The following is a 305-nucleotide window of genomic DNA, read 5'->3' as shown; positions in this document are numbered from 1 at the left end:
ACCCAACTGCGCGTTATTTAGGTTCAATATTTTGACCGGTAGATTGTACTGTAAGCACGTCGATAGCTCTTGGATATTCATCTGAATAGAGCCTTCGCCAGTAATACAAACCACATCGCGATCTGGATTGGCAAGTTTGGCTGCCATCGCATACGGTAAGCCAACACCCATCGTACCTAAACCACCCGAATTGAGCCATTGACCCGGCTCTAAATAGGTGTAGTAAAGCGCGGCAAACATCTGATGCTGACCAACGTCACTGGTGATAATAGCGTTGCTGTTGGTCACTTTATCTAGTGCTTGAA

1 protein-coding gene is annotated in these 305 nt (G+C 46.2%); it reads right to left on the bottom strand.

All coding sequences use genetic code 11. The features are described from left to right. On the bottom strand, nucleotides 1-305 hold a 305-nt coding region (locus tag AAEY83_RS13760; protein ID WP_351059661.1), incomplete at both ends, for a thiamine pyrophosphate-dependent enzyme.

Source organism: Psychrobacter sp. TB20-MNA-CIBAN-0197, assembly GCF_040309765.1.
Classification (GTDB): domain Bacteria; phylum Pseudomonadota; class Gammaproteobacteria; order Pseudomonadales; family Moraxellaceae; genus Psychrobacter; species Psychrobacter submarinus.
This window is presented reverse-complemented; position numbering and strand designations above follow the sequence as displayed.